General features: G+C 49.8%; 26 protein-coding genes and 1 pseudogene. 16 read left to right on the plus strand and 11 right to left on the minus strand.

What is annotated here, in order from left to right; translation table 11 throughout:
- Positions 1-165 precede the first annotated feature (165 nt).
- Both purU and PMI17_RS20575 read right to left on the minus strand, forming a co-directional pair.
- Positions 166-1,014, minus strand: a complete 849-nt coding sequence (purU, locus tag PMI17_RS20570) for a formyltetrahydrofolate deformylase (protein WP_007892358.1) — start codon at positions 1,012-1,014, stop codon at positions 166-168.
- Between the two features lie 57 nt (positions 1,015-1,071).
- The gene (locus PMI17_RS20575) at positions 1,072-1,527 is read right to left on the minus strand and encodes a YchJ family protein (protein WP_007892359.1); all 456 of its coding nucleotides are present in this window, start codon (positions 1,525-1,527) and stop codon (positions 1,072-1,074) included.
- Positions 1,528-1,623: 96 nt separating this feature from the next.
- Here PMI17_RS20575 and rssA point away from each other — a divergent pair, with 96 nt between their 5' ends.
- From rssA to PMI17_RS20600, 5 genes are all read left to right on the plus strand, one after another.
- Positions 1,624-2,529, plus strand: coding sequence for a patatin-like phospholipase RssA (gene rssA, locus PMI17_RS20580; protein ID WP_007892360.1), 906 nt, complete (start codon positions 1,624-1,626; stop codon positions 2,527-2,529).
- A gap of 102 nt (positions 2,530-2,631) precedes the next feature.
- Entirely contained in the window at positions 2,632-3,648 is a 1,017-nt protein-coding gene (rssB, locus tag PMI17_RS20585; protein WP_007892361.1) for a two-component system response regulator RssB, read from the plus strand.
- Positions 3,649-3,841: 193 nt separating this feature from the next.
- Positions 3,842-4,750: a UTP--glucose-1-phosphate uridylyltransferase GalU gene (gene galU, locus PMI17_RS20590; RefSeq protein WP_007892362.1), complete on the plus strand. Its 909-nt coding sequence runs from the start codon at positions 3,842-3,844 to the stop codon at positions 4,748-4,750.
- Positions 4,751-4,773: 23 nt separating this feature from the next.
- Positions 4,774-6,117: a UDP-glucose/GDP-mannose dehydrogenase family protein gene (locus PMI17_RS20595; protein ID WP_007892363.1), complete on the plus strand. Its 1,344-nt coding sequence runs from the start codon at positions 4,774-4,776 to the stop codon at positions 6,115-6,117.
- A gap of 10 nt (positions 6,118-6,127) precedes the next feature.
- Positions 6,128-7,135 (plus strand): NAD-dependent epimerase, encoded by a 1,008-nt coding sequence (locus PMI17_RS20600; protein WP_007892364.1) that lies wholly within the window; start codon positions 6,128-6,130, stop codon positions 7,133-7,135.
- Positions 7,136-7,231: 96 nt separating this feature from the next.
- Here PMI17_RS20600 and hns read toward each other — a convergent pair whose 3' ends face one another.
- Complete coding sequence (gene hns / locus PMI17_RS20605) at positions 7,232-7,639, minus strand: histone-like nucleoid-structuring protein H-NS (RefSeq protein WP_007892366.1); 408 nt, start codon at positions 7,637-7,639, stop codon at positions 7,232-7,234.
- 415 nt (positions 7,640-8,054) lie between these two features.
- Between hns and tdk the strand changes: the two genes are divergently transcribed.
- On the plus strand, positions 8,055-8,675 hold the full coding sequence (gene tdk / locus PMI17_RS20610; protein WP_007892368.1) for a thymidine kinase: 621 nt from the start codon (positions 8,055-8,057) through the stop codon (positions 8,673-8,675).
- 60 nt (positions 8,676-8,735) lie between these two features.
- Here the strand turns inward: tdk and adhE are convergent, their stop codons facing one another.
- Positions 8,736-11,411: a bifunctional acetaldehyde-CoA/alcohol dehydrogenase gene (gene adhE, locus PMI17_RS20615; RefSeq protein ID WP_007892370.1), complete on the minus strand. Its 2,676-nt coding sequence runs from the start codon at positions 11,409-11,411 to the stop codon at positions 8,736-8,738.
- A gap of 445 nt (positions 11,412-11,856) precedes the next feature.
- Between adhE and PMI17_RS20620 the strand changes: the two genes are divergently transcribed.
- From PMI17_RS20620 to oppF, 7 genes are all read left to right on the plus strand, one after another.
- Positions 11,857-12,504, plus strand: a complete 648-nt coding sequence (locus PMI17_RS20620; protein ID WP_007892371.1) for a YchE family NAAT transporter — start codon at positions 11,857-11,859, stop codon at positions 12,502-12,504.
- A gap of 571 nt (positions 12,505-13,075) precedes the next feature.
- Positions 13,076-14,710 carry an ABC transporter substrate-binding protein gene (locus PMI17_RS20630; protein ID WP_007892373.1) on the plus strand — a complete coding sequence of 545 codons (1,635 nt, stop codon included), beginning with the start codon at positions 13,076-13,078 and terminating at the stop codon, positions 14,708-14,710.
- A 159-nt stretch (positions 14,711-14,869) separates the two neighbouring features.
- A complete protein-coding gene (oppA, locus tag PMI17_RS20635) occupies positions 14,870-16,510 on the plus strand; it encodes an oligopeptide ABC transporter substrate-binding protein OppA (protein ID WP_007892375.1) in 1,641 nt (546 codons plus the stop codon).
- A gap of 80 nt (positions 16,511-16,590) precedes the next feature.
- Positions 16,591-17,511, plus strand: coding sequence for an oligopeptide ABC transporter permease OppB (gene oppB / locus PMI17_RS20640; protein ID WP_007892378.1), 921 nt, complete (start codon positions 16,591-16,593; stop codon positions 17,509-17,511).
- A 15-nt stretch (positions 17,512-17,526) separates the two neighbouring features.
- Positions 17,527-18,435: an oligopeptide ABC transporter permease OppC gene (gene oppC / locus PMI17_RS20645; protein WP_007892380.1), complete on the plus strand. Its 909-nt coding sequence runs from the start codon at positions 17,527-17,529 to the stop codon at positions 18,433-18,435.
- Between the two features lie 11 nt (positions 18,436-18,446).
- Complete coding sequence (locus tag PMI17_RS20650) at positions 18,447-19,466, plus strand: ABC transporter ATP-binding protein (RefSeq protein WP_007892382.1); 1,020 nt, start codon at positions 18,447-18,449, stop codon at positions 19,464-19,466.
- Positions 19,463-20,467, plus strand: a complete 1,005-nt coding sequence (oppF, locus tag PMI17_RS20655) for a murein tripeptide/oligopeptide ABC transporter ATP binding protein OppF (RefSeq protein WP_007892384.1) — start codon at positions 19,463-19,465, stop codon at positions 20,465-20,467. Before PMI17_RS20650 ends, oppF begins: the two co-directional genes overlap by 4 nt.
- A 47-nt stretch (positions 20,468-20,514) precedes the next feature.
- Here oppF and PMI17_RS20660 read toward each other — a convergent pair whose 3' ends face one another.
- Positions 20,515-20,844 carry an HI1450 family dsDNA-mimic protein gene (locus PMI17_RS20660; RefSeq protein WP_196761379.1) on the minus strand — a complete coding sequence of 110 codons (330 nt, stop codon included), beginning with the start codon at positions 20,842-20,844 and terminating at the stop codon, positions 20,515-20,517.
- Positions 20,845-20,881: 37 nt separating this feature from the next.
- Positions 20,882-22,342, minus strand: coding sequence for a cardiolipin synthase (gene cls, locus PMI17_RS20665; RefSeq protein WP_007892388.1), 1,461 nt, complete (start codon positions 22,340-22,342; stop codon positions 20,882-20,884).
- A 162-nt stretch (positions 22,343-22,504) separates the two neighbouring features.
- Here cls and PMI17_RS25240 point away from each other — a divergent pair, with 162 nt between their 5' ends.
- Positions 22,505-22,678 (plus strand): YciY family protein, encoded by a 174-nt coding sequence (locus PMI17_RS25240; protein WP_007892390.1) that lies wholly within the window; start codon positions 22,505-22,507, stop codon positions 22,676-22,678.
- A gap of 193 nt (positions 22,679-22,871) precedes the next feature.
- Here the strand turns inward: PMI17_RS25240 and PMI17_RS20670 are convergent, their stop codons facing one another.
- A complete protein-coding gene (locus PMI17_RS20670) occupies positions 22,872-23,168 on the minus strand; it encodes a YciI family protein (protein WP_007892393.1) in 297 nt (98 codons plus the stop codon).
- Positions 23,169-23,372: 204 nt separating this feature from the next.
- On the opposite strand from PMI17_RS20670, the gene tonB reads away from it, so the two are divergent.
- Positions 23,373-24,101 (plus strand): TonB system transport protein TonB, encoded by a 729-nt coding sequence (gene tonB, locus PMI17_RS20675; RefSeq protein ID WP_193372789.1) that lies wholly within the window; start codon positions 23,373-23,375, stop codon positions 24,099-24,101.
- Between the two features lie 53 nt (positions 24,102-24,154).
- Here tonB and yciA read toward each other — a convergent pair whose 3' ends face one another.
- From yciA to PMI17_RS25855, 4 genes and pseudogenes are all read right to left on the minus strand, one after another.
- Positions 24,155-24,574: an acyl-CoA thioester hydrolase YciA gene (gene yciA / locus PMI17_RS20680; RefSeq protein WP_007892397.1), complete on the minus strand. Its 420-nt coding sequence runs from the start codon at positions 24,572-24,574 to the stop codon at positions 24,155-24,157.
- 54 nt (positions 24,575-24,628) lie between these two features.
- Positions 24,629-25,168, minus strand: coding sequence for a septation protein A (locus PMI17_RS20685; RefSeq protein WP_007892400.1), 540 nt, complete (start codon positions 25,166-25,168; stop codon positions 24,629-24,631).
- A 59-nt stretch (positions 25,169-25,227) separates the two neighbouring features.
- Positions 25,228-25,962 carry a YciC family protein gene (locus PMI17_RS20690; protein ID WP_007892402.1) on the minus strand — a complete coding sequence of 245 codons (735 nt, stop codon included), beginning with the start codon at positions 25,960-25,962 and terminating at the stop codon, positions 25,228-25,230.
- 27 nt (positions 25,963-25,989) lie between these two features.
- Positions 25,990-26,082: pseudogene (locus PMI17_RS25855) on the minus strand (YkgJ family cysteine cluster protein); the annotation flags it as partial.
- 250 nt (positions 26,083-26,332) lie between these two features.
- Between PMI17_RS25855 and ompW the strand changes: the two are divergent.
- Positions 26,333-26,968, plus strand: a complete 636-nt coding sequence (ompW, locus tag PMI17_RS20695; protein WP_162830416.1) for an outer membrane protein OmpW — start codon at positions 26,333-26,335, stop codon at positions 26,966-26,968.
- The last annotated feature ends 29 nt before the right edge of the window (positions 26,969-26,997 follow it).

Raw genomic sequence — 26,997 nt, forward strand, 5'->3', positions numbered from 1 at the left:
TGGCCGCTCGGGAATCCCACCACTGGCCTGAATCATTGCGTCTTAAAGCGGGGCGCATCATACCAAATGCACTCAGCCTGTAAAGCGCCGTCACATAAAATAAAAATCGTTTGTCCACTTTTTACGCGTGGCGCTGAAGAGTTGAACAGCTCAGCGCCAAAGTGGTTAAAGAATGATCGTGCGATTGCCGTAAACGAATACGCGTTGGCCCAGAACTTTATACAGTGCGCGGCTCAACACATTTTTCTCAACGTCACGTCCAGCACGCATCATCTCTTCTGCGGTATAGCTGTGATCGACGTTAATCACGTCCTGCATGATGATCGGACCTTCATCAAGATTATCATTTACATAGTGCGCAGTTGCGCCAATGATTTTCACACCACGCTCGTACGCCTGATGATACGGACGCGCACCGATAAACGCTGGCAAGAAAGAGTGGTGAATATTGATGATCTGGTTTGGATAGCGCTGAACGAAGGCTGGCGTTAATACACGCATGTATTTGGCCAATACCACGTAATCCGGCTGATAGCGGTCAATTTCGTCCGCCATACGGTTATCGTGCTCTTCACGCGTGTGACCTTCGTGGCTCACCAACACAAACGGAATGTCGAAACGTTCAACCAGCGAGCGCAGGGTTTCGTGGTTACCGATGACCGCTGCAATCTCCATATCGAGACCGCCAAACGCACTTTTCATCAGCAGGTCGCCAAGGCAGTGTGCCTCTTTGGTTACCAGAATCACCACACGGCGGCGTCCGGCACTTTGCAACTCACGGACTGAACCGGTTGGCAGCGCGCTATCGAGATCGGCCAACAAGGTGTTGTCGTTGAAAATCCCTTCCAGCTCTGTGCGCATGAAAAAGCGCCCGGTACGGTGATCGACAAACTCATTGTTCTGCACAATGTTAAGTTCGTGCTTGTAGCAAATGTTGGTGATCTTGGCGATCAGACCTTTCGCATCAGGGCAAATGGTTCGTAAAACTTTTCGTTGGATGGTTTGCGCTTGCATCTCGATCAGAGTCCTGTCAAAGCGATGAATGGTAAAGCCGTTGTGTATCTGTCCAGATTAGCCACAACATTTTTTGTATTTTTTATCGGAGCCACAAGGACAGCGATCGTTACGTCCTAACTCAGGCGTTGTTCCGTCAACATAGTACCAGCGTTGATCCTCGCGAAGAAAGCGCGAACATTCATAGATCGCTGAAGTACGGCCTTTTTCGAGGTAACGCGCAAAAAACGTTACAAAGGCTTCATTCTCATGGCTTCCATCATTACAACGAGTTACATTCAAACCCAGCCATTCAGTACCGGAAAAACTTTCAGATAATAACGTTTCGAGGTCGGCCACGCGTTTACTGGAGTGCCAGGTCGCAGCCAACCACGTAGCATTTTTAACGACATAGGCACTGTAACGTGAGCGCATCAACTGTTCCGCGCTGGACGGGTTCGCTTGGCCATTCAGATAGGGTTGGCAACATAAGCTATACTCCTTTCCGCTGCAGCAAGGGCACTTTTCAGACACGTCATCTCCTGGAAGTGATTAAAGTAAATTAAAGCGTGCGCTATGGTAGCCGACTGTCAGGCGTGATGCTACGTACCAGGCTAATCACGAGGTGAGATGAGAAAAGTCAGGATTGGGCTGGCACTAGGTTCAGGTGCCGCTAAAGGATGGTCACACATCGGCGTAATTACTGCGCTCGAGCGCGCGGGGATTGAAATCGATGTGGTGGCGGGTTGTTCAGTGGGTGCGCTAGTTGGCTCGGCCTACGTAAATGGTCGGCTGGGCGTGATGGAAAAATGGGTGAGCGCATTTCGTTACTGGGACGTTATCCGCTTGATGGATCTCTCCTGGCAGCGCGGTGGGTTGCTGCGCGGCGATAGGGTGTTCAGCCATATTCGACAGCTCATTCCAAATGAACTTATTGATGACTGCGGTAAACCTTTTGGCGTAGTGGCTACCAATTTGAGTACCGGACGAGAAGTGTGGTTGACCGAGGGCGATTTGCATCAAGCTGTGCGCGCGTCCTGTAGTATGCCAGGCTTATTACCACCTATCGCTTACAATGGGTATTGGTTAGTAGATGGAGCAGTGGTTAATCCTGTGCCAATCTCACTAACCCGTGCGTTGGGTGCCGATATTGTTATTGCTGTTGATTTACAGCACGACGCGCACCTGATGCAGCAGGATCTACTATCAGTAACGCCGCAAAGCGGTGAAGAAGCGGCGGCAGTTGAAGCGCTGAGTTGGGGTAAAAAATTGCGTCAACGCATTGTGGGTTTGACGCATCGCCGAGCTAATCAAACGCCGGGTGCGATGGAGATTATGTCTACATCCATTCAGGTACTGGAAAATCGTCTGAAACGTAACCGCATGGCGGGCGACCCGCCGGATGTGCTGATTCAGCCGTTTTGTCCACAAATTTCCACACTGGACTTCCATCGTGCAGAAGAAGCCATCGCGGCAGGCAAGGCCGCCGTTGAGAAGAAAATGGATGAACTATTACCGCTGGTCCGTGGCAGATAGTCAGGTTGTTCATTCACAAGTGTTGCTACTTCAGTCGATTCTGAAAGGCGCAACTGCATTTTATGAACCACTATTGAATTATCTGGTACGCAGGGGGAGAGAATGGAAAAACCGCTAATCGGCAAAAAGATTCTCATTGTCGAAGATGAGGTCGTTTTCCGTTCATTGATAGACAATTTACTGACAAGTTTGGGCGCAAGCACGCTTGAAGCTGGTGATGGCCTTGATGGTTTGACCTTACTGTCCGCACAGTCAGTGGATTTGGTTATTTGCGATCTTGAAATGCCGCGCATGGGGGGCATTCCGTTTGTTGAACGCATTCGTACGCGCGGCAACAACGTGCCCATTTTGATTATCTCTGCCACACAAAATATGGCGGATATTGCGCATGTATTGCGATTGGGCGTTCAGGATGTGTTGTTGAAACCGCTTAAAAATCTCGAACGCTTCAGAGAGGCCGTATTCGAGTGTCTTTATCCATCGATGTTCACTTCAAAGGTGGAGGAAGATGAGCAGCTTTTTCAGGATTGGGATGCTCTGGTAAGCGATCCATTGGCCGCGTCGAAATTACTCAAACAATTACAGCCGCCGGTTCAGCAAACTATCGCCAATTGCCGTATTAATTATCGCCAGCTCACCATGGCTGAACAGCCGGGGTTAGTGCTGGATATTGCGGCATTATCTGATAACGATCTTGCATTCTACTGTCTTGACGTGACGCGCGCTGGAGATAACGGTGTGTTAGCCGCGCTGTTACTGCGTGCATTATTTAACGGTTTATTGCAGGAACAACTCTCTGGACAAAAGCAGCGATTACCAGAGTTAAATGGTCTGCTGCGTCAGGTCAATATGCTATTGCGGCAGGCCAATCTCAGCGGTCAGTTCCCTTTGCTGGTGGGTTATTACCATCGACAATTGAAAAATCTGATACTGGTTTCGGCCGGTTTGAATGCCACGCTGCATATTAATACCCACCAAATTCAACTCAGTAACGGCGTGCCCCTCGGTACAATGGGCAGTACCCATCTCAACCAAATCAGCCAGCGCGCAGATGCATGGCAGTGTCATATTTGGGGTGCCGGCGGCAGGCTACGTTTGATGCTATCAGCTGAAGAATAATCAACCGGATTTAAATTTTCCGCGGGTTAAAGACAGGACCAGGGGCAAGCTTTACACTTGGGTAATAGTCTTAATTTCCGCGGATTAGCTCCATCCAGGATAAATCCGCCTGATAGTAACTGATATACTCATTTCGTTTTTAAACCGACATATCAAGTAATAACTTGAACGGCCTATTAAGAGAGGTATTTAGATGTCTGCCTATAAGACTAAAGTAAAAAAAGCGGTAATCCCTGTTGCAGGTCTCGGTACGCGTATGCTGCCTGCTACTAAAGCTATTCCAAAAGAGATGTTACCGCTGGTCGATAAGCCGTTGATCCAGTATGTCGTGAATGAGTGCATTGCAGCAGGCATTAACGAGATTGTGCTGGTTACACACTCCTCTAAAAACGCCATCGAAAACCACTTTGATACCAGTTTTGAACTGGAATCCATGCTGGAAAAACGTGTTAAACGTCAGCTGCTGGATGAAATCCAGTCAATCTGCCCACCACACGTAACCATCATGCAGGTTCGTCAGGGTATTGCCAAAGGTCTGGGCCATGCGGTGATGTGTGCACATCCACTGATTGGCGATGAGCCTTTTGCCGTTATCCTGCCAGACGTCATCATTGATGAATACGAATCTGACCCAACCAAAGATAACCTGGCAGAGATGCTGACTCGCTATGAAGAGAGCGGTCGTAGCCAGATCATGGTTGAACCTGTAGCTGATGTTACCGCTTATGGCGTAGTTGACTGCCAGGGCGCTGATCTTGCACCAGGCCAGAGCGCGCCAATGGTAGGCGTAGTTGAGAAGCCTAAAGCTTCAGAAGCTCCATCTAACCTGGCAGTAGTGGGTCGTTACGTGCTGTCTGCTGATATCTGGCCGCTGCTGGCTAAAACCCCTCCAGGCGCAGGTGGCGAAGTTCAGCTGACTGACTCCATTGCAATGCTGATGGAAAAAGAGACCGTTGAAGCTTATCACCTGAACGGCGTAAGCCATGACTGCGGTAACAAACTGGGTTACATGCAAGCCTTTGTTGAGTACGGCGTTCGCCATCCAGTATTGGGTAAAGATTTTACCCAGTGGCTCGAAGGCGCTGTAGGCAACAAAAAGTAACTCAATAAACACAGGATAATTCAATGAAAGTCACTGTATTTGGTATCGGCTATGTCGGTCTGGTTCAGGCTGCGGTGTTAGCCGAAGTCGGACATGACGTTCTCTGTATTGATGTCGACGAAAAGAAAGTCGAAAATTTAAAGAAAGGCCATATTCCGATTTTTGAACCAGGCCTGACGCCACTCGTAATGTCTAACTATGAGTCGGGTCGCCTTAAGTTCAGCACCAATGCGGAAGAAGGCGTTAATCATGGTGTGATGCAGTTCATCGCTGTGGGTACTCCACCCGATGAAGACGGTTCTGCCGATCTGAAATATGTGACTGCAGTTGCGCGCACCATTGCACAGCACATGAACGATCATAAAGTTGTTATCGACAAATCTACTGTGCCAGTGGGTACAGCGGATCGTGTTCGTGCGGTAATGACGGAAACGTTGCAAAAGCGCGATGTGAATATCGCTTTTGACGTGGTTTCAAATCCGGAATTCCTTAAGGAAGGCGCCGCTGTTAATGACTGCATGCGTCCGGAGCGTATCGTCGTCGGAACGGATAACGATGAAGTGGTTGAGCTGTTACGTGAACTGTACGAACCGTTCAACCGTAATCATGATCGTATGATTTTAATGGATATCCGCAGTGCAGAGCTGACGAAATACGCGGCAAACTGCATGCTGGCAACCAAAATCAGCTTCATGAATGAGATTTCCAACCTGGCAGAACGTCTGGGAGCCGACGTCGAGAAAGTCCGCCAGGGTATTGGTTCCGACTCGCGTATCGGTTACCACTTCATCTATCCGGGTTGTGGTTACGGCGGTTCTTGTTTCCCGAAAGACGTGCAGGCGCTGATTCGCACTGCTGAGTCTATCGGCTACACACCGCGCCTGCTGCAGGCGGTAGAAGACGTTAACGATTCTCAGAAGAGCAAGCTGCCGAACTTCATCAAGCGCCATTTCGGTGACGATCTGCGCGGCAAGACCTTCGCTCTGTGGGGACTGGCATTCAAACCCAACACTGACGATATGCGTGAAGCTTCTAGTCGTGTGCTGATGGAAACGCTGTGGGAAGCGGGTGCAACGGTTCAGGCGTTTGACCCGGAAGCGATGGATGAAGCCCAGCGCGTTTACGGTCATCGTGATGATCTTAAGCTGATGGGTACTAAGGAAGCCGCGCTGCAGGGTGCGGATGGCTTAGTTATCTGTACTGAATGGCAAAACTTCCGTGCGCCAGATTTCGATGTCATCAAAAATGCGTTAAAACAACCCGTGATTTTTGATGGTCGTAACCTGTATGATCCAGAGCGTATTAGCAAACGCGGCTTCACGTACTATGCAATCGGCCGCGGAGCGTCAATTAAAACCGTAGAATAATGAGGGATGTATGAAGTTTCTGGTCACCGGCGCGGCAGGTTTTATTGGATTTCACGTTAGTCAGCGCTTGCTGGCCGCTGGTCACCAGGTTGTCGGTATCGATAACCTGAATGACTACTATGATGTCAGCCTGAAACAGGCCCGATTGGATCAGAACACTCAACATCCTGATTTTATTTTCGTAAAAATGGACCTGGCGGATCGCCAGGCCATTTCTTCTTTATTCGCTGAGCATGCGTTTGAACGCGTAATCCATTTGGGCGCTCAGGCCGGCGTACGTTATTCGATTGAAAATCCACATGCCTATGCTGATGCTAACTTAATCGGTCACCTCAATATTCTTGAAGGTTGCCGCCATCACAAGATCGGGCATCTTTTATATGCATCATCCAGTTCAGTATACGGGCTCAACCGTAAAATGCCTTTTTCAACGGACGACTCCGTTGACCATCCTGTTTCACTTTATGCGGCCACTAAAAAAGCCAACGAATTGATGTCGCACACCTATTCTCATCTTTATCAATTACCCACGACTGGATTACGCTTCTTCACCGTTTATGGGCCCTGGGGCCGTCCGGATATGGCTCTGTTCAAATTTACCCGTGCGATGTTAGCGGGTGAGCAAATTGATGTGTATAACAACGGGCAAATGACGCGCGACTTCACCTATATTGATGATATTGCAGAAGCGATCGTGCGTTTGCAGGGTGTCATTCCGACATCAGATGATAAATGGACAGTTGAAGCGGGTTCTCCAGCAAGCAGTTCAGCTCCCTATCGTGTTTTCAACATCGGTAATAGCCAACCTGTAAGTTTGATGACTTACATTGAGTCGCTGGAAAAGGCGCTGGGAATTGAGGCAAAGAAAAATATGCTGCCAATGCAACCTGGCGATGTGCTGAGTACCAGTGCTGATACCCAGCCGCTGTATGAAGCAATTAACTTCCGCCCACAAACGGGTGTGGAAGAGGGTGTTAAGCATTTTGTTGAATGGTATCGCCACTTCTATCAACAATAACTGAGCATAAAAAAAGGAAGCCTATGGCTTCCTTTTTCTTACCTGGTGGAAAGTGAATGCACTATTTGCTATTCACAATTCGAAGCACTGAAATGATTACAGCAGGAAATCGTCCAGTTGTTTTCCTTGTTCTTCAATTGCTTTTTTAATTACTGCAGGCGTCCGACCTTGACCAGTCCAGGTGCGGTTTTCACCGTTTTCGTCGACATATGAATATTTAGCAGGACGAGCAGCACGCTTGGCTTTACTGGATGTTTTGGTCTCAGATAATGCCTGCAACAATTCATTCGGATCGATACCGTCTGCAATTAACATCTCACGATACTGTTCAAGCTTGCGGTTACGTTCGGCATTTTCCGTTTGTAGATGCGAATCTTCTTCGCGACGCTCATTGACTACAACTTCGAGTTTTTCCAGCATCTCTTCCAGCGTTTCCAGAGAGCATTCCCGAGCTTGTGCGCGCAATGTACGGATATTATTAAGAATTCTAAGTGCTTCGCTCATTGTCCTAATCCAAAATATATTAAATGGGAGTGGTTCTGCCGTCTCATAATAGTGGTGCGAAAAAATAACTGCAATAGCCAGATTTAAAAGCAAAATGTAAATTAAAAAATAAAGCGTGATTTTAGAACGATACACAAAATATATTTACGCGTTCAGTGATATTTTTAAGCTGAGCCTTTGTAACGCATGCATTATCATCAGCTATTCCTAACACTTCACCAGTAATAGTAATGAATAAAATATCGGCAAAAGTTGTACTTTGCCAAAACGTGCTTTCTTAGTATTGTTGCAGCGAAACGGCGCTTACTAACGATGTTAATTTGAGCAGATGATAAAAAAGAATGCATCGCTACAGCTATACAACTTTATGCTAGACTGCGGCGCAACAGATTCAGGCTGCGATGAGATTTTGCTTATGGCTCAACTTTATTTTTATTACTCTGCGATGAATGCGGGGAAATCAACGGCTTTGCTTCAGTCTTCCTATAATTATCACGAACGCGGTATGCGTTCGCTGGTTTATACCGCTGAAATTGACGATCGTTTTGGCGCGGGCAAAGTCAGTTCACGCATCGGCCTCTCGTCTCCTGCGTTTTTATATAACGCAGAGACGAAGCTGGATCAGGATATTGCCGCCGAGCATGCTAAACAAGCGGTGCACTGTGTGTTGGTCGATGAAAGTCAATTCCTCACGCGTGAGCAGGTTAAAGCGTTGTCTGATGTGGTAGATAACCTTGATATTCCGGTACTGTGTTACGGATTACGTACCGATTTTCGCGGCGAGTTGTTTGTTGGTAGCCAATACTTACTGGCGTGGGCGGATAAACTGGTTGAGTTAAAAACCATTTGTCATTGTGGCCGTAAAGCCAGCATGGTTTTACGTCTCGATGCAAACGGCAAACCTTTCAGTGAAGGCGAACAGGTCGTTATTGGTGGTAATGAGCGCTATATTTCGGTGTGTCGCAAGCATTACAAGCAAGCGATTGATGAAGGTTCGTTAAACGCGATATATGCGTCCCAACAGCCGCATGCATAGCCAACATGCCGGATAAAAAACTAAAAAACCCGCCGGAACGGGTTTTTTAGTTAAAACAATTTAAACTTTCTTCGCTTTTTTCTCGATCTTAACTTCTAGTTTAGTCTCTTCAACTCTATCGCTATAAGATTCTGAAAACTCACGTCCGTAGAAAGTATCCAGCATGATTTGTTTAAGTTCAGCAATCAGCGGATAACGTGGGTTAGCGCCAGTACATTGATCATCAAATGCGTCTTCAGCAAGTTTATCGACTTTCGCGAGGAAATCAGCTTCCTGTACACCGGCTTCGCGGATAGAAGTTGGAATGCCCAATTGGGTTTTCATCTCTTCAATCCAGGCCAGCAGTTTCTCAATTTTCTGCGCGGTACGATCTCCAGCCGCTGAAAGTCCCAGATGATCGGCAATTTCAGCATAACGACGGCGCGCTTGTGGGCGATCGTACTGACTGAATGCTGTCTGCTTAGTCGGATTGTCATTCGCGTTATAACGAATTACGTTTGAAATCAGTAGGGCATTAGCCAGTCCGTGTGGGATATGAAACTCAGAACCCAGTTTATGCGCCATTGAGTGACATACACCTAAGAAGGCGTTTGCGAACGCGATACCCGCGATAGTTGCCGCATTATGCACACGTTCACGAGCCACAGGATTTTTAGCGCCATCGCGATAGCTGGCGGGCAGATTTTCTTTCAGCAGTTTCAGCGCTTGCAACGCCTGGCCGTCAGAATATTCATTCGCTAATACTGACACGTAAGCTTCAAGCGAGTGCGTAACTGCATCCAGACCGCCGAAGGCGCAAAGTGAGCGCGGCATGTCCATGACCAGGTTGGCATCAACAATCGCCATATCCGGGGTGAGGGCATAGTCCGCCAATGGATATTTTTGACCAGTAGCATCATCGGTTACCACGGCAAACGGCGTTACTTCAGAACCGGTACCAGACGTGGTGGTAATAGCAATCATGCGTGCTTTGACACCCATTTTCGGGAACTTATAGATACGTTTACGGATGTCCATAAAGCGCAGCGCCAGCTCTTCGAAATGGGTCTCTGGATGTTCGTACATAACCCACATGATTTTTGCTGCATCCATCGGTGAACCACCGCCAAGCGCAATAATTACGTCCGGTTTAAAGCTGTTCATTTGCTCAGCACCTTTACGAACGATACTGAGCGTTGGATCTGCTTCTACTTCAAAGAAAACTTCTGTTTCGATGCCGTGTGACTTCAGTACACGGGTGACTTGATCGGCATAGCCATTATTAAACAGGAAGCGGTCGGTGACGATAAAGGCGCGTTTAGCACCATCAGTTGCGACTTCTTCAAGGGCAATTGGCAGTGAACCGCGACGGAAGTAGATAGACTTTGGAAGTTTATGCCACAACATATTCTCAGCTCGCTTGGCCACGGTTTTCTTGTTAATGAGATGTTTTGGTCCCACGTTTTCAGAAATGGAGTTACCACCCCATGAACCACAGCCGAGCGTCAGTGACGGAGCCAGTTTAAAGTTGTACAGGTCTCCGATACCGCCTTGTGAGGCCGGTGTGTTGATCAGAATACGTGCGGTCTTCATTTTGTCGCCAAAATAGTGCACGCGTTCAATCTGGTTGTCCTGGTCGGTATACAGACAGGATGTATGGCCGATACCGCCCATGGTCACCAGTTTTTCTGCTTTATCGACAGCGTCGTAGTAATCCTTCGCACGATACATCGCTAATGTCGGTGACAGTTTTTCATGGGCAAATGGCTCAGATTCATCAACCAGCTTCACTTCACCAATCAGAATTTTGGTATTAGCCGGAACGCTAATGCCTGCCAATTCGGCAATCTTCGCCGCGGGTTGTCCAACTATTGCAGCGTTCAGGGCACCATTTTTCAGGATAATGTCCTGAATCGCTTTCAGCTCTTTACCTTGCAGCAGGTAGCCGCCATGGCTGGCAAAACGTTCACGCACGGCGTCGTAAGCGGAATCAACCACAATGACGGACTGTTCAGAAGCACAGATGACGCCGTTATCGAAGGTTTTTGACATCAGGATAGATGCGACAGCACGCTTGATGTCAGCCGTTTCATCAATAACGACAGGCGTATTACCCGCCCCAACACCAATTGCAGGTTTACCTGAGCTGTAAGCCGCTTTAACCATGCCCGGACCACCGGTTGCAAGGATTAAGTTAATATCCGGGTGATGCATTAATTGATTCGAAAGCTCAACCGAAGGCGCATCGATCCAGCCGATAATATCCTTTGGCGCGCCTGCTGCAATCGCCGCTTGTAGCACGATGTCTGCGGCTTTATTAGTCGCGTCTTTTGCACGTGGATGCGGGGAGAAGATAATACCGTTGCGGGTTTTAAGGCTGATCAACGCTTTAAAAATGGCGGTTGAGGTCGGGTTGGTAGTTGGCACTATGCCGCAGATCAAGCCAATCGGTTCAGCAATGGTAATTGTGCCGAAGGTATCATCGGTGGCGAGAATGCCGCAGGTTTTCTCATCTTTATAGGCGTTGTAAATGTATTCAGATGCAAAGTGATTTTTGATGACTTTATCTTCAACAATACCCATGCCAGATTCAGCGACGGCCAGTTTGGCCAGCGGGATTCGTGCATCTGCAGCAGCGAGGGCTGCAGCGCGGAAAATTGCATCAACTTGTTCCTGACTAAAATTAGCGTACTCACGCTGTGCCTTTTTTACACGCTCAACCAGTGCATTAAGTTCGGCAACATTAGTAACGGCCATAGTGCTCTCCTGAAGGAAGTTAAACTCTTTTAGTAAACAAGCCTGAATCCAGAAGTATAGTCCCGCGATGCTTAACTATTGGTCAGGTTGGCGACAATTTGCCTTTGCTTACTAAAAGGGTTTCCTGGTCAAGATGCTTGTAAATCAGGAAATGCTTTCGATGCGGTAAGATTACCCCTGATGGGGTAGGTGAATTTTGATATAGATCAATCCAGACCCAAGCTGACACCTTTCAGCAGGAACTTTCGCAAGTAAAGTTAGCGCGATGTGCCAAACATTCTGAACCCGTAAGCTTCATCCATATAACCTGACATTAATCGCAGTTGAATAAACTGATATATAGCGAAAAAAGCAGCATAAATTTCTGCTCCTGGCACTGGTTTTCTGCCCGGCTTTTGCTCTACATTAAGCGCGATTTTCTTCTCACACCTTACCGGAGCTTCCTTTGAACCCCGTGCTACTCGACCTTTCCGGCTACATTAAATTTTTTGTCGGCTTGTTTGCCCTGGTGAATCCGGTCGGCATCATCCCGGTCTTTATCAGCATGACCAGCTATCAGGCTGTAGCAGAGCGCAATAAAACCAATCTCACGGCCAACCTTGCCGTGGCCATTATTCTCTGGACGTCACTGTTTCTCGGGGATGGCATCCTGCATCTATTTGGCATCTCGATTGATTCTTTCCGCATCGCAGGCGGTATTTTGGTTGTTACCATCGCGATGTCGATGATTAGCGGAAAACTGGGCGAAGATAAACAGAATAAGCAGGAGAAGTCAGAAAGCGCCATTCGCGAAAGCATTGGCGTGGTGCCACTTGCCTTGCCCTTAATGGCAGGCCCGGGTGCCATCAGCTCAACAATCGTTTGGAGCACGCGTTATCACAGTTGGCAGAACTTAATTGGCTTCACTATTGCGATTGCGATTTTCGCCTTCTGCTGTTGGCTGCTGTTTCGCGCAGCACCTTTAATGGTACGTGTACTGGGTCAAACTGGGATTAACGTCATTACCCGAATCATGGGATTATTACTGATGGCGTTGGGAATTGAATTTATTGTCACCGGCATGAAATCGATCTTCCCCGGATTACTCAATTAATCAGGTTATTTTCAGATTTTAAATGGCGATTGAACCAAAATGGTGCGCTCTGACATTTCATTGCACCATTTTGGTAATTTTATTCATGTTTCTTAACTCATTCCCTATAACATCACTTTTACTACTTACATCCCTCTGCGCATCTCAAAACTCACATCTTATTGTGATTATTGTCACAGTTTAATGCTCTGAATAATCACGTTGAATTAGAATTCATGAAAAGCGAATGACTTAATTAAAGGCAATTTATGCGTGTTTTTGTTCATTTCGCAGTTAAATGGGTAAAAACTATAAGCTAAAGATAATAATGAATAAACTTGCAGCATTAAAATCATTTAGTGATTTTCAATCAATAGGTTGCATGATTTTTTGGCTTGAAAATTAACACTTCTCCTTACCTACTGAACGTGATAAAAGAGAATCTGCTAACATTTTTGCAGTTTAGCTTTGGCGTGCGGGCATCAGTTCTGATAATTTTCGGCACATCACAAATTTTTTATCTGATAGCGACAAATGTGTACGCTTTTTGCTTAAAGGCTATCGGGGTTATGATTAAGGTTGATATTTGTTGATGAAATGCATGGTAGCGCAAACGGCCGCACGTTCACTTATTGCGTTGTGCCTAACGGGAGTTTTGGTACAAAGTCAGGCAGCACAGGTACCAGCGGGTACGCAGTTATCAGATTCACAACGAATGGTGATCAATAACGGTAGCGAAGTTGCAACGCTGGACCCGCAAAAAGCGGAAGGTGTGCCTGAGTCCAATGTGATGCGTAATCTGCTGGAAGGGTTAGTTGAAACCGATAATAACGGTCAACTCGTGCCGGGTGTGGCTAAGCAATGGCAAAGTAATGAAGGGCGCATCTGGACTTTTACGCTGCGTGACGATGCGCGTTGGAGTAACGGCCAGCCCGTTACAGCACAAGATTTCGTTTATAGCTGGCAGCGTCTGGCTGATGCAAAAACAGCCTCACCTTATGCCAGCTATTTGCAGGCGGCGCATGTCGCGAATATTGATGCCATTTTATCGGGCAAAGCGGCTCCCACTGATCTTGGCGTTAAAGCCTTAGACGATCATCATCTGCAAGTCACGTTATCCGAACCCGTTCCCTATTTTGTTGCCATGCTGGCTCACAGCGCGATGAAACCGGTCTATCGTCCGGCGATTGAGCAATGGGGCGAGCAGTGGACGCAACCGCAGCATTATATTGGCAATGGTGCTTTTACGCTGAATGAATGGGTAGTGAATGAAAAAATCACGGTTAAGCGCAACCCATTCTATTGGGATAATGCCCACACAGTGATTGAAGAAGGGGTGTTTTTACCGATCTCTTCGGGAAACAGTGATATTAACCGCTATCGCAGCGGCGGCACTGATATGACTAATAGCGCGGTGCCGCCTGAAATGTTTAATAAATTACAGCAGGATCTTGGGGATGAAGTCAAAATCAGCCCGCTGCTGTGTACCTTTTATTACGAAATCAATAATAAAAAAGCACCGTTCAATGATGCGCGGGTGCGCACCGCATTAAAATTAACGCTCGACCGCGACATTATTGCCAAAAAGATCATGGGCCAAGGGCAGATTCCTGCCTATGGTTTGACGCCGCCATTTACCCAAGGCATTACACTTTCTCCTCCCGCCTGGGCGCAACAAACCCAGACAGCACGCAATGCCGCCGCCAAACAATTGTTGGCTGAAGCCGGTTTCAATGCGCAACATCCCCTGCGATTCACGCTGCTGTATAACACCTCAGAACAGAATAAAAGGCAGGCGATTGCGGCGGCATCTATGTGGCAGAAAAACCTTGGCGCGGTGGTGACGTTGCAGAACCAGGAGTGGAAAACGTTGCTGGAAACGCGACATCAGGCGCAATACGACGTGGTTCGTGCCACCTGGTGCGCGGATTACAACGAGCCCTCAACTTTCCTCAACATGTTGCTGAGCGGCTCATCGATTAATACCGCATTTTACCAAAGCTCTGCTTTTGACCAGCTCATGAAGCAAACGCTCTCTACTACGGATGAAGCTAAACGCGCCTCGCTTTATCAACAGGCTGAAGCTCAACTGGATAAAGACTCGCCGATAGTGCCGGTCTACTACCGCGTAAGCGTGCGGCTGGTGAAACCTTGGGTGGGTGGATTCACCGGTAAGGATCCGCAGGACATGCTGGCGTTGAAATACTATTACATAAAGAAACATTGAGTAATGTGGCGATCCGGCGCTACAGTCGGGCGGCACTTTACCGTGGTAAACCCTGAAGGGTGATTAGGGTCTTCGTACAGACAGGCGGAGTTCACCTGGAAACGGGGTACGCCGGGCGTTTAATCGACCTGGTGAAGATAATAAAACTGGAGCGTAATAATGAACAACATCACGAAAAAAAGCCTGATTGCTGCAGGCGTATTGGCAGCAATCGGCGCGCTGGCAGGGAATGCCGCGCTGGCAGCAACAGTGCCAGCAGGCGTTGAATTGGCAGCAAAACAGGAATTGGTTCGCGGTAACGGCGATGAAGTACAGTCGCTTGATCCACATAAGATTGAAGGTGTGCCAGAAGATAACATCGCGCGAGATCTGTATGAGGGTCTGATCACCAGCGACAGCGATGGTAAACCGGTACCGGGCGTGGCGGAAAGCTGGGAAAACAAAGATTTCAAAGTCTGGACTTTCCACCTGCGCAAGAATGCCAAATGGTCCAACGGCGAGCCGGTTACGGCACAAGATTTCGTTTACAGCTGGCAACGTCTGGTCGATCCGAAAACCGCATCGCCTTATGCCAGCTATCCGCAATATGGTCACATTGTGAATGTCGATGACATCATCGCCGGTAAAAAACCGACGTCCGAGCTGGGTGTAAAAGCCATCGACGATCACACGCTGGAAGTGACGCTGAGCGAGCCGGTACCGTACTTCTATAAGCTGCTGATCAACTCCGTTATGTCGCCGGTTTACAAACCAGCAATCGATAAATTTGGCGACCAGTGGACCCAGCCGCAGAACTGGGTGGGCAACGGCGCTTTCAAACTTGAATCACACGTCATCAACGAACGCGTTGTGCTGGTGCGTAACACGCAGTATTGGGATAACGAACATACCGTACTGAACAAAGTCACCTTCCTGCCAATTAACTCTGAAGTCAGCGACGTTAACCGTTACTTCTCTGAAAATGGCAGCGATATTACCTACAACAACATGCCAATCGAGCTGTTTAAAAAACTGCAGCGTGACAACGGTAAAGAGTTGATGGTGAAGCCGTACCTGTGCACCTATTACTACGAAATCAACAACCAAAAAGCGCCGTTCACCGATCCACGCGTACGTACCGCACTGAAACTGGGTCTGGATCGCGACATCATGGTGAACAAGGTTCTGGCACAGGGCCAGCAACCGGCTTACAGCTTCACGCCGCCGGCTACCGATGGTATGGAACTGCTGCCGCCGGATTGGTTCAAGTGGGATCAGAACAAGCGTAACGAAGAGGCGAAAAAGCTGCTGGCCGAAGCGGGTTATACCGCGGATAAACCGCTGACCTTTAACCTGCTCTACAACACCTCCGATCTGCATAAGAAACTGGCGATCGCCGCGTCTTCCATCTGGAAGAAAAATATCGGTGTGAACATCAAGCTAGAGAACCAGGAGTGGAAAACCTTCCTGGATACGCGTCATCAGGGCAACTTTGATGTGTCTCGTGCAGCATGGTGTGCGGATTACAACGAACCTACGTCGTTCCTGAATATCATGTTGTCTGATAGCAGCAGTAACACCTCACACTATAAGAGCGCTGACTTCGATAAAGTTATTCACGATGCAGTTAAAGCTGCCGACGACAAAGCGCGCGTAGCGGATTACCAGAAAGCTGAGCAGATTCTGGATAAAGACAGCACCATTGTGCCAGTTTACTACTACGTCAACGCACGTCTGGTGAAACCTTACGTGGGTGGTTATACCGGTAACGATCCGCTGGATAAAACCGTCGATAAAAATCTGTATATCATTAAACATTAATAGCACTCAGGCTATCGATAGTGGCGGTGCTGCGGCACCGCCTTTTTACTTTGTGAAGCAACAGCCTGGTAGGTACGGCAATGTTAAAATTCATCCTGCGTCGGCTCCTGGAAGCCATCCCGACGCTGTTTATCCTCATCACCATCTCATTCTTTATGATGCGACTGGCACCCGGCAGTCCATTTACCGGCGAACGTGTGCTCTCGCCTGAAGTGATGGCCAATATCGAAGCGAAATACCATCTCAATGACCCGATTGGGAAACAGTATCTCAGCTATCTGGTCCAGCTGGCACATGGCGATTTTGGTCCATCGTTTAAATATAAAGATTATTCAGTGAACTACCTGGTAGGCCATGCCTTCCCGGTTTCAGCCAAACTCGGCCTGGCGGCATTCTTCCTTGCCGTGGTGCTGGGCGTGACGGCGGGCGTCATCGCTGCCTTAAAGCAAAACAGTTTGTGGGATTATGCCGTGATGGGGGTCGCGATGACCGGCGTGGTGATCCCCAGCTTTGTCGTTGCACCTTTACTGGTGCTGGTCTTCGCGATCACTTTACGCTGGCTGCCCGGCGGTGGCTGGAACGGCGGCCAATGGAACTACATGCTGCTACCGATGGTGGCGCTCTCGCTGGCCTACATCGCTAGTATTGCGCGTATTACCCGCGGCTCGATGATTGAAGTCATGCACTCAAACTTTATCCGCACGGCACGCGCCAAGGGTTTACCGTTGCGTCGTATCGTACTGCGTCATGCGCTCAAGCCCGCCATGCTGCCGGTTCTTTCCTATATGGGACCTGCGTTTGTCGGCATCATCACCGGTTCTATGGTTATTGAATCCATCTATGGTTTGCCGGGCATTGGCCAGCTGTTCGTGAACGGGGCACTGAACCGTGACTATTCGCTGGTGATGAGTCTGACTATTCTGGTTGGCGTGCTGACCATTCTGTTTAACGCGATCGTTGATGTGCTGTACGCCGTGATCGATCCGAAAATCCGTTACTGATTGTGGAGCTCGCCCATGATGTTAAGTAAGAAAAACAGCGAAGCTCTGGATGCCTTCAGTGAAAAACTGGAAGTCGAAGGGCGCAGCCTATGGCAGGATGCGCGTCGCCGCTTTATTCACAACCGTGCTGCGTTCATCAGTCTGTTGGTGTTACTGGTGATCACGCTGTTCGTGGTGTTTGCACCGATGTTGTCGCAGTTCAAATATGACGATACCGACTGGGCGATGATGTCTGCCGCGCCGGATACCGTTTCTGGCCACTGGTTTGGTACCGACTCATCGGGGCGCGATCTGCTGGTGCGCGTCGCAATTGGTGGTCGTATCTCACTGATGGTCGGCATCGCTTCCGCCTTGATCGCGGTACTGGTGGGCACGCTCTATGGCTCATTAGCCGGTTATCTGGGCGGTAAAATTGATTCAGTCATGATGCGTATCCTCGAGATCCTCAACTCCTTCCCGTTCATGTTCTTCGTCATCCTGCTGGTAACCTTTTTCGGTCGCAACATTCTGCTGATCTTTGTCGCGATTGGCATGGTGTCGTGGCTGGATATGGCGCGTATTGTGCGCGGTCAGACATTAGGCCTGAAGCGTAAAGAGTTTATCGAAGCGGCGCAGGTGGGCGGGGTGAGCACCTTCAATATCGTGCTGCGTCACATCGTGCCTAATGTGCTGGGCGTGGTTGTGGTGTATGCCTCGTTGCTGGTGCCGAGCATGATTCTGTTCGAATCCTTCCTCAGCTTCCTTGGCCTTGGGACGCAGGAACCGCTCAGCAGCTGGGGCGCTCTGCTCAGCGACGGCGCCAACTCAATGGAAGTGTCGCCGTGGTTGCTGATGTTCCCGGCAGGTTTCCTGGTGGTCACGCTGTTCTGTTTTAACTTTATCGGCGATGGCCTGCGTGATGCCCTCGACCCGAAAGATCGTTAAGGAGTTTCCCGATGACCATTCATGAATTTCAGCCAGCAATGGCTGCGCGTGCGGGAAACAGTAACCTGCTGCTTGATGTGAAAGATCTGCGCGTCACCTTTAGTACCCACGACGGTGATGTCACTGCTGTGAACGACCTCAATTTTTCACTGCATGCGGGTGAAACACTGGGCATTGTCGGTGAGTCCGGATCGGGTAAATCACAAACCGCGTTTGCCTTGATGGGCCTGCTGGCAAAAAATGGTCGCATTGGTGGTTCAGCCAAGTTCAACGGCGCGGAGATCCTTAATCTGCCGGAGAGCAAGCTGAACAAGCTGCGTGCCGAGCAAATTGCGATGATTTTCCAGGACCCGATGACCTCGCTCAATCCTTACATGCGTGTCGGCGAGCAGTTAATGGAAGTGCTGAAGCTGCACAAAGGGATGAACAGCGCACAAGCGTTTGAAGAATCGGTGCGTATGTTGGATGCGGTAAAAATGCCGGAAGCGCGTAAGCGCATGAAGATGTTCCCGCACGAGTTCTCTGGCGGTATGCGCCAGCGTGTGATGATCGCCATGGCGCTGCTGTGTCGGCCGAAACTGTTAATTGCCGATGAACCCACTACAGCGCTCGACGTTACCGTGCAGGCGCAGATCATGACGTTGTTAAATGAACTGAAGCGTGAGTTCAATACTGCGATTGTGATGATTACCCACGATCTCGGCGTGGTCGCGGGCATCTGTGACAAAGTTCTGGTGATGTACGCCGGTCGTACCATGGAGTACGGTCGCGCACGCGATGTGTTCTATCAGCCTGCGCATCCTTATTCCATTGGGCTGTTAAGCGCGGTACCGCGTCTGGATGCCGAAGAGGGTGAGTCACTGACCACCATTCCAGGTAACCCGCCAAACTTGCTGCGCTTACCGCAGGGCTGTCCGTTCCAGCCTCGTTGCGCCTACGCCATGGACATCTGTTCCAAGGCACCGCCGCTGGAGCCTTTTGCTGAAGGTCGTTTGCGTGCCTGCTTCAAGCCGGTGGAGGAATTAGTATGAGCACCGTAGTTGAAGAGAAAAAAGTTCTGCTGGAGATCGCCGATCTCAAAGTGCATTTCGAGATTAAAGATGGCAAACAGTGGTTCTGGCAACCGCCGCACACCTTGAAAGCGGTAGATGGTGTCAGCCTGCGTCTGTACGAAGGTGAAACGCTCGGTGTCGTCGGTGAATCGGGCTGCGGTAAATCGACGCTGGCGCGCGCTATCATTGGGCTGGTGAAAGCCACTGAAGGACGTGTAGCCTGGTTAGGGCGCGATCTGCTGGGGCAAAGCCAGGAAGAGTGGCGCCAGGCACGCAGCGACATCCAGATGATCTTCCAGGATCCGCTGGCGTCGCTGAATCCGCGTATGACCATCGGCGATATCATCGCTGAACCGCTGCGCACCTATTATCCGAAGATGCCGCGCCAGGACGTGAAGGATAAGGTGAAAACCATGATGATGAAGGTTGGGCTGCTGCCAAACCTCATCAACCGTTATCCGCATGAGTTCTCTGGTGGTCAGTGTCAGCGTATTGGTATTGCGCGTGCACTGATTCTCGAACCGAAGTTGATCATCTGTGATGAGCCGGTATCAGCGCTGGACGTGTCGATTCAGGCGCAGGTGGTTAACCTGCTGCAGAAGTTACAGCGCGAAATGGGGCTGTCGTTGATCTTTATCGCGCACGACCTGGCGGTGGTGAAACACATCTCCGATCGCGTGCTGGTTATGTATCTCGGTCATGCGGTTGAGTTGGGTACTTACGATGCGGTGTATAATAATCCGCAGCATCCCTATACTCGTGCACTGATGTCAGCCGTGCCCATTCCCGATCCGGATCTGGAGAAGAACAAGCAGATTCAGCTGCTGGAAGGGGAGTTGCCGTCGCCGATTAATCCGCCATCGGGATGCGTGTTCCGTACGCGTTGTCCGATTGCCGGACCAGAGTGCGCCAAAACGCGACCGCTGCTGGAAGGCAGCTTCCGCCACGCGGTATCGTGCTTAAAAGTCGATCCGCTCTAAAACAAAACGCCGGGCAAATGCCCGGCGTTTTTTCTCTCAGTCGTCGCTTACTCGCGCCAAAGGATATGGCAGAGTTTATGATCTTTTTCACGGCACAGCAGAACACGCGCAAACACATCGGTAATCGGCTCGCCGTCAGCTTCACCTAATCCAATCACCACTTCAGCGAAGAAGTCAGGGTTAAGATCAAAATCGACATGTTCCTGCCAGTCTTCTGCAGGATCGAACAGTTCTGCGCCACCGCGCTCTTCAAACTGCAAATTGAAGAGAATAATGTCAGCGGGATCGAGGTTGTCGCCAGCTAGCTCAAGAAAAATATCGTAAGCCTGCTCCAGCGTTTCATCTTCAGTAAGGCGATTATTTAAATCCATGGTCATTCCTGCTTGCCGTGAGGCGGTAATATTTTCGCTCGTTTTACAGTAAAGGACTAAAGAAGTAAAACAGTCGTTCAACGATGCGTTGCCACCAGGCACGTTTCGCCCAGCGCGCACCATCCAACAAGCGTGAGCGAGCGATATAATCATCCTGTACGGTGGCGAGATCGCTGCCGAAGCCGTCATCATCAACCACCAGTGTGATCTCAAAATTAAGCCACAGGCTGCGCATATCCAGGTTGACGGTGCCGACCAAACTCAGTTGCCCATCAACCAGCACGCTCTTGGTATGCAGCAAGCCATCTTCAAATTGATAGATTTTTACGCCGGCTTCCAGCAGTTCGGTAAAGAAGGCACGGCTTGCCCAGCCCACCAGCAGCGAATCATTGTGGCGTGGCACAATGATGCTAACTTCCACCCCGCGCAAGGCAGCGGTACAGATAGCATGCAGCAGGTCATCACTCGGTACAAAGTAGGGCGTCGTCATGATCAGCTGCTCACGCGCCGAATAAACCGCCGTGAGCAATGCCTGATGAATCATATCTTCCGGGAAGCCGGGGCCGGATGCTATCACCTGAATGGTATGGCCGCTCTCCTGCTCGAACGGCATCACATTGCCATCTGGTGCTGGCGGCAGAATGCGTTTACCGGTTTCAATCTCCCAGTCACAGGCATACACAATGCCCATTGTGGTCGCGACCGGACCTTCCATGCGTGCCATTAAGTCAATCCACTGGCCAACGCCCGCTTCCTGTTTGAAAAAGCGCGGATCGACCAGGTTCATACTGCCGGTGTAGGCGATGTAATTATCAATTAACACCACTTTACGGTGCTGCCGTAAATCCATGCGGCGCAGGAACACACGCAGCAAGCTGACCTGTAGCGCTTCAACCACATCAATGCCCGCATTACGCATCATATTGACCCACGGACTGCGGAAGAAGGTGACGCTGCCTGCTGAGTCCAGCATTAAGCGGCAATGCACGCCACGGCGCGAGGCTGCCATCAGCGATTCCGCAACCTCATCGGCTAATCCACCAGGATGCCAGATATAGAACACCATCTCAATATTGTGGCGAGCCAGTTGGATATCACGAATTAATGCGTGCATGACATCGTCGGCGTTGGTCAGTAGCTGTAGCTGGTTACCTTTAACACCCGCGATGCCCTGACGATGACGACACAAATCAAATAACGAACGCGCGACATCACTGTGTTCAGTAGCGAAAATATGGCGGCACTGTTTAAGATCGTTCAGCCATTTAGCGGTGGAAGGCCACATGGTTCGCGCGCGTTCGGCGCGCCGTTTGCCCAAATGCAACTCTCCAAATGAGAGATACGCGATTATACCCACCAGCGGCAGTATGTAGATGATCAGCAACCAGGCCATTGCTGAGGTGACCGCACGACGTTTCATCAGAATTCGTAGCGTGACACCCGCAATCAGCAGCCAGTAACCAAACAGCAGCAACCAACTGATAAGGGTATAAAATGTGGTCATTAAGTGGACGTCCTGTTCGCGCTTTGTTATGCAAAGTTTACGTGCTGATCACAGGTAGTGAAACCTTTAATCGTGAATGACGTTTCGATGAAGCTTTCGATTTGGCATTTGCTAACAGATCTTTATAATGCCTGCCGAGTTTAGCCGGTCTGAGAGGGTATGATGAGACGCAGCAAAAATGAAGTGGCGCGCTGGAGAATGTTACGTCAGGTACACCGCCGTCGTTCTCGTTGGCTGGAAGGGCAATCGCGTCGTTATAAACGCATCCATACTATTCGTCATCAGGTGGCGCAGCAGCATCGCCGCTCCATCCTGTTTATCTCACAAATGGTGTGATTAGCCTGCGCGGTCATCAAGCGCCGGCGCGTAGCACCAGCAGGACGTTGACCATCTGTACCGCTGCCGCTAGCACAATCATCATGACAATTTGCTGCCGAGCGTGGCGCCAGCTGTGCCGGCGCCATACAACAAGTGCTCTGCCGATGAGCGCTAAAGCAAGCACCAGCAGTAAAACGGACTGCCACATAGATCAGAAGACGCGCTTGAACGGCTTAACCGCGACTTTCTCATACACACCTGCGGCAATATAAGGATCATCCTTGGCCCATGATTCCGCCACTTCCAGTGACGAGAATTCGGCAATGATCACCGAACCGGTGAAACCCGCCGGACCAGGATCGTTACTGTCAACCGCTGGCAGCGGGCCCGCAGCAATCAGTCGACCTTCATCTTGCAACAGCTTTAAACGAGCAAGATGTGCGGGACGTACCGAATTGCGTTTTTCCAGTGAATCAGCGGTATCTTCCGCATAAATGACGTAAAGCACGATGGGATACTCCCGTTAGACTTGCCGAAATTGCGTGACACGTTAAGTGATCGTTAATCAGAGTGCAAACGAAAGATAAATACGCTGTCATTCAGCGCAATCAGGGTTAAAAAAGCCCTTTCTGACGGCGCTTGCACATCGCTTATTGAAACTGATTGCTATTTGCATTTAAAATCTGCGCTTCACTCAATGAACATGAATGATATGACCACGTTGACTACGCCTTTGCCTACACGTACCCCCATCGCTGTAATTTTATCCGTGGTACTTCACGGTTCGTTGATTGCTGGCATTCTCTATGCATCGTTTCATCAGGTAATTGAAGTACCAAAAGCATCGCAGCCCATCAGCGTTTCGCTGGTAGCGCCTGAAGTGCAACCCGAGCCCGCTCCAGCGGAGGTGACGCCACCGCCGCCAGAACCTGAGCCGGAGCCAGAAGTTGCGCCTGAGCCACCTAAGGTTGAGCCGGTGCCGATTCCTAAACCGGAACCCAAGCCGAAGCCTAAGCCTAAACCGAAGCCAAAGGTTGAGAAGAAGCCGGAGCCAAAACCGCGTCAGGAAGTGAAGCCGCAGGAAAATCCGGTGAAACAGGAAGCGCCAACCACGCAAACGCGCCCAACTACCGCGCCAAAAGCCAATCCGACCGCGACCCCCAGCGTTTCCGATGGGCCGAAGGCAATGAACGTCAGCAAGCCTGCGTACCCAGCGCGTGCGTTTGCGCTCCGGGTTGAAGGGCGTGTGCGTGTACAGTTTGATGTGGATAGCGATGGACGTGTTGATAACGTCGAGATCCTCTCTGCCGAACCGCGCAATATGTTCGAGCGGGAGGTTAAGCAGGCGATGAAGAAATGGCGCTATCAGCCGGGGCGTCCTGGCAAGAATTTAACGATGAATATCGCGTTCCGCATCAATGGCGGCGCCAATATCGAATAAGCGTAGGCAGAGAATGGGCAAAAAAAAGCGGTCAACTGACCGCTTTTTCTGCGTTATAGATCACTCAAATTACTTCTGCCGGGCGGCAACGGGCGCGATTGACCGGTATTGTCGACCGCCACGTAAACAAACACGGCTTCAGTTGCGCAGTACGTTTGACCGATGGGTTCGGACGAGACTTTCTTAATCCACACTTCTACATTTATGGTCATTGAGCTGTTGCCGGTGCGAATGCAGCGGGCGTAACAGCTCACTACATCACCAACCGCCACCGGCTTCAGGAAGGTCATTCCATCCACGCGCACGGTGACTACCCGACCTTCGGCAATTTCTTTGGCCTTAATCGCGCCACCCATGTCCATCTGCGACATCAGCCAACCACCAAAGATGTCACCGTTAGCATTGGTATCCGCCGGCATTGCCAGGGTACGCAACACCATTTCGCCTTGCGGCGACTTATGTTTTTCGTCCATTGCTCAGTTCTTCTGCAGGTGAAGAGAAGCCCGACGATGTCGGGCGGAGTGTTATTATTTTTGTTCTTGTTGCGGCATCTGTCGCCAGATATAAACGCCGCTTAACAGGGTGAAGAGTAGAGTCAGGCCGGTCAGACCGAACACCTTAAAGTTAACCCAAAACTCTTGCGATAACCAAAATGCAACATAAATATTTGCCAGGCCGCAGGCGAGGAAGAAGATGGCCCAGGCAACGTTGAGGTTACGCCAAACGCCTGATGGCAGCTGCAGCTCTTTACCCAACATGGTTTGAATCAGCGGCTGCTTCATAAACCACTGGCTATATAGCAGCGCCACCGCGAACAGAGAATAAATTACCGTCACTTTCCATTTGATGAACTCATCGTTATGGAACACCAACGTCAGCGTGCCAAATACCGCAACCAGCACAAAGGTGAAAATGGTCATCTTTTCCAGCTTGCGGTAAAGCACCCAACTGACGACCAGCGCCAGGCCGGTGGCGACAATTAGCGCGCCGGATGCCACAAAGATGTCGTACAGCTTGTAGAAGATGAAGAAAACCACCAGGGGAAGAAAATCGAGTAACTGCTTCATAGCGTTTCCAATTAGGGCAGGAGCGTACAGTTAGGGCGCTCAGATGAGCGCCATAACGATTAACGTAACAGCATATACAGCCGGTACAGATAAATAATCAGCACAGCAGAGACCAGATTACCCAGCGCATTCAATAGCACGGAGGCGATGTTAGCGGGCAGTACCGTCAGCGATGAAAAGAAGAACATCAACACAATCTTCGCCAGCAGCCATAGCACAATCGCAGGCGCAATCACCTTAATATTCTTCCAGGCGAGGCGCATGCTAGCGCGCATGGCACCTATTACACCGAGCTTCTCATTAGCAAGAATCACTGGCGCCAGCGAAAACAGAATCGCCAGAATTACGCCTGGCACCATCAGCACCATAAAGCCCAGTTGCACCAGCAGGGTGATCAGGAAAGTTTGCAGCAGCAGCTTTGGCAGCATGGGTGCTGAAGCACCGATAGCGCGCAGCGCGCTGACGCGCTGTCCGCCTGACACCATCGGGATCAGCATTAGCATGCCGCCCAGCAGCAGCGTGTTACCAATCAACGCGGCAAATGTGCCTGCAGCAGAAGCGCGCAGCAGAATACGTTGCTGATCCGGCGACATATTTTGTACCAGCTCAAACAGCGATGATGCGCTGTCATCGGACTGGCTCAACAATGATAACTGGTCTTCACCTGGCGTTAACGCGTGGCCGACGATCACAGTAATGAACGACGTCAGCAGCGCCAGCAGTAAAATAGTAACCAACTGATGGCGCAAAAAATTTCCTGTGTCACGGTATAACGAGCTTGCCGTGATAGACATGTAAACTCCTTGAAAGAACCGGATTAATTAACCCGGCGATTGTACATGTTCTACTGGCGTGCTGGCACCCGCATTGCGATAACTTTCTGTCATCTCTGGTAAAGAAGGGTGAAAAAACGCAGTAAATGCGCAGCATGTTGGGGTTGCTAACGGGTGCCGCGCTCATCCTATGCTGAAAATGCAAACTCATTTCAGTTTGAAACCTTCACAGCAAGATTACAAATTCACCGCGCAGGGCCAAAATTGATCTGAATCAATCCATTGTTTTTTAAGTAGTTAATTTGAAATGATGCAGATGATCTTTTAGCTAAAAAGAGGTAGATCTTGGGCCGCAAATAATTTTGAGACCCTACTTTTTCGCAAAGGAGTGATGATGAAACTGGCAAAATGTGCACTGCTGATAGCCCTGGCAATCCCACAACTGGCACTGGCTCATGAAGCGGGTGATTTTTTTATGCGCGCGGGTAGCGCCACCGTACGTCCGACCGAAGGCTCTGATAATGTGCTGGGTATGGGCGGCTTTAACGTCAGCAACGATACGCAGCTGGGGTTGACCTTTACTTATATGGCGACGGACAACATCGGCGTTGAGCTGCTGGCAGCCACGCCGTTCCGTCATAAAGTCGGCCTCGGTGCTACCGGTAATCTGGCCACCGTGCGCCAGCTGCCACCAACACTAATGGCGCAGTATTATTTCCTCGACAGCAAAAGCAAAGCGCGTCCATATGTGGGCGTCGGTATTAACTACACCACTTTCTATGATGCCAAATTCAATCAGACGGGCGAGGATGCCGGTTTAAGCGATCTGAGCGTCAAAGATTCATGGGGCATGGCGGGACAGGTGGGGCTGGATTATCAAATCAACCGCGACTGGATGCTGAATGCATCGCTGTGGTACATGGACATTGATACAGAAGTGAAATTCAAAGCGAACGGTGAGCAGCAGAACATCAACACACGAATCGATCCGTGGGTGTTCTTCTTCGGCGCGGGATATCGTTTCTAACTTACGTTTAGAAAGGAAGCGGGCGACCA

This window comes from Pantoea sp. GM01 (assembly GCF_000282675.1).
Lineage (GTDB): Bacteria > Pseudomonadota > Gammaproteobacteria > Enterobacterales > Enterobacteriaceae > Pantoea > Pantoea nemavictus.